Raw genomic sequence first — 2,021 nt, 5'->3', positions numbered from 1 at the left:
TATGCCCCACACGATCGATGAGCCCGGCAGGTCCGTGCAGCGTCACTGTTTTTTCACGACCGAGGAAAAGTCGTAGAAGTTGGTCGAAACCTGAAAAATGGTCGGCATGCGTATGACTGATGAAGACATCGCTCACCTTCATCAACTTGCGCGGCGCCAGACAGCGCACATCGCCCAGATCGAACAGGAACGCGCGGCGTTCGAACATGAATTCGGCATAGACTCCGGGATCGCCGAAGACATCGTTGACCAACTGAGGGTGAAGGAGAGATGTCATGGCGTTACCACATGCGTGACGACGACTTTCTTAGTGGAAGATGCCGCCCGAGATGTGGCAATCATGAGAAAATCTGAGCCGGGAATTCGATCGCCTCTTTGAGAATCTCGACCGAGGGTTGCGGCGATTTCCCGCTGCACCGCGCCGTATTCGACATCGAGCGCTCTGGCGACGAGCGGTGGCTTGGGACTCTGTTCCTTTCGATGCCGGATTGGAGCAGGTGTTGAGTGAGACTCGATAAGCCCCACGTATTTGAGCGGTGAGCACCGGATGGAGCGGAATTTGGCCGCACCTACCAGGCATGGGTGGAGTGCAACTTTTCGCGACGCAGTGCGTCACGTTCGATGATTCCGAGAAGGGTCCGCGTCAGCGTCTTCGATCGAAGTGCCAGATCGCCCAGCGTCACCATGCCGACTATTTTCATCTTTCGGTTCAGCACCGGCAGGTGGCGAACCTCATTATCTTCCATCAATTTGGCCGCCTCAGCGTCCGACTGGTCGTCAAAACAATACACGACGTTTTTCGTCATGATGTCGCGCGTTTGACCTCGCATGATATCGAGGCCGTCCGCCACGCCGCGGCAAACGATGTCGCGGTCGGCAATGATTCCGATCAGCTGTTCATTCTCGCACACCGGCAAGCACCCGATGGCCTTATCCCTCATCATCCGCGCCACATCGCGGAGAGGTACATCCGGGCCTACCACCTCTACGGGCTTGACCATAAGAATATTGATCAGCATGAGGTTCTCCTCGCCGTGGTTCAGTAAGCTCCCATAACATGCCCGCGCTGGCAGCTTGACAAAGGTTAGATGCCACTCAATTCCGGATGGACCTATATTTCGATGTTTATGTCAGTTCGTTGTTTGCGTTCCTCGGTATCCGCACCAGAGTGGAAGCTCGCTCTTCTCTTTTTCTTTTATGGACGAGGCGATCGCGATTCCACACTTCGAAAAAATCTCTGCAACCATTCATCCGGGCGATCACCGATTCTGCGGCGTCGATCGCTAGGGTGTCCGTAGCGGCTTCGATGTCCTCGGCTCGCGAGAGCGCGTACTTATCGGAGAAATAGCAGCGGTATACGGGCATTTTAGCCTCACTATCTTGCGCGAGACATGCATGCCGTTTGGCGGCAAATTTTTTCTAATATTGATCAATATAAACTTCGCTTCCGCACAGTGTCGAATCACTTCTTTTCCACAGTTATTCTCTTTTGGGAGCTCCGATTGTTTCGTCCGCAGATAATCTTTGCTGATTTCTTGCTCAGATGAATTCGTGTATTTCGGCAAGGCCTTGCAACCTCATGGAACGAAGGACGCGACAAACCTGCATCTTGCATATCTTCAAGCGGCAGCAACCGCCGCATGCCACGTGTCCATCGACGCGGCGTGAAAGCCCCGGTGTATTTGGGCTGATGCGAGGTGTCGTTGGGCCGCCTGCTCAGCTTTTCGACGCTAAGCACAATGGGCGCGGAAACGATACCCGCCACGCACATTGCGGACGTCCTTCACCACGAGGTTCTCTTGCTTGAAAGAGAAAGCGAACTATAAGCGTATTTTTCAACCGTAGCCGGGCCTTACGGCCTCAGGCTCGTCGTCCGACCACTTCCACGACCTTTCCCGTAAGTCTGTTCGGTGCGTGAAGACCAAGATCAGTAAGCGAAAGAATCCCGACCATTCTCTTCTTTCGATTGAGAACCGGGAGCCGATGGATGCACTTCCGTTCCATAAGCTGAGCGGCATCGC

At 54.1% G+C, this 2,021-nt stretch carries 5 protein-coding genes; 1 reads left to right on the top strand and 4 read right to left on the bottom strand.

Going from position 1 to position 2,021, the window contains the following annotated elements:
* The coding region (locus tag Q8902_15920; protein ID MDP4201042.1) for a ribonuclease Z at positions 1-277 on the bottom strand (277 nt) is incomplete at its 3' end.
* A 98-nt stretch (positions 278-375) separates the two neighbouring features.
* Between Q8902_15920 and Q8902_15915 the strand changes: the two genes are divergently transcribed.
* Positions 376-504, top strand: coding sequence for a hypothetical protein (locus Q8902_15915; protein MDP4201041.1), 129 nt, complete (start codon positions 376-378; stop codon positions 502-504).
* 65 nt (positions 505-569) lie between these two features.
* On the opposite strand, the gene Q8902_15910 is transcribed toward Q8902_15915, so the two are convergent.
* The 3 genes from Q8902_15910 to Q8902_15900 form a co-directional block, all read right to left on the bottom strand.
* Positions 570-1,019, bottom strand: coding sequence for a CBS domain-containing protein (locus Q8902_15910; protein ID MDP4201040.1), 450 nt, complete (start codon positions 1,017-1,019; stop codon positions 570-572).
* A gap of 106 nt (positions 1,020-1,125) precedes the next feature.
* Complete coding sequence (locus tag Q8902_15905) at positions 1,126-1,365, bottom strand: hypothetical protein (protein MDP4201039.1); 240 nt, start codon at positions 1,363-1,365, stop codon at positions 1,126-1,128.
* Between the two features lie 495 nt (positions 1,366-1,860).
* Positions 1,861-2,021, bottom strand: a 161-nt coding sequence (locus Q8902_15900; protein MDP4201038.1) for a CBS domain-containing protein, incomplete at its 5' end; no start/stop codon positions are given.

The sequence above is a fragment of the Bacteroidota bacterium genome, assembly GCA_030706745.1.
In the GTDB taxonomy this organism is placed as follows: Bacteria; Bacteroidota; Ignavibacteria; order Palsa-1295; family Palsa-1295; genus PALSA-1295.
Note: the sequence above shows the minus strand (reverse complement) of the source record. Positions and strands in the feature narration are given on the sequence as shown.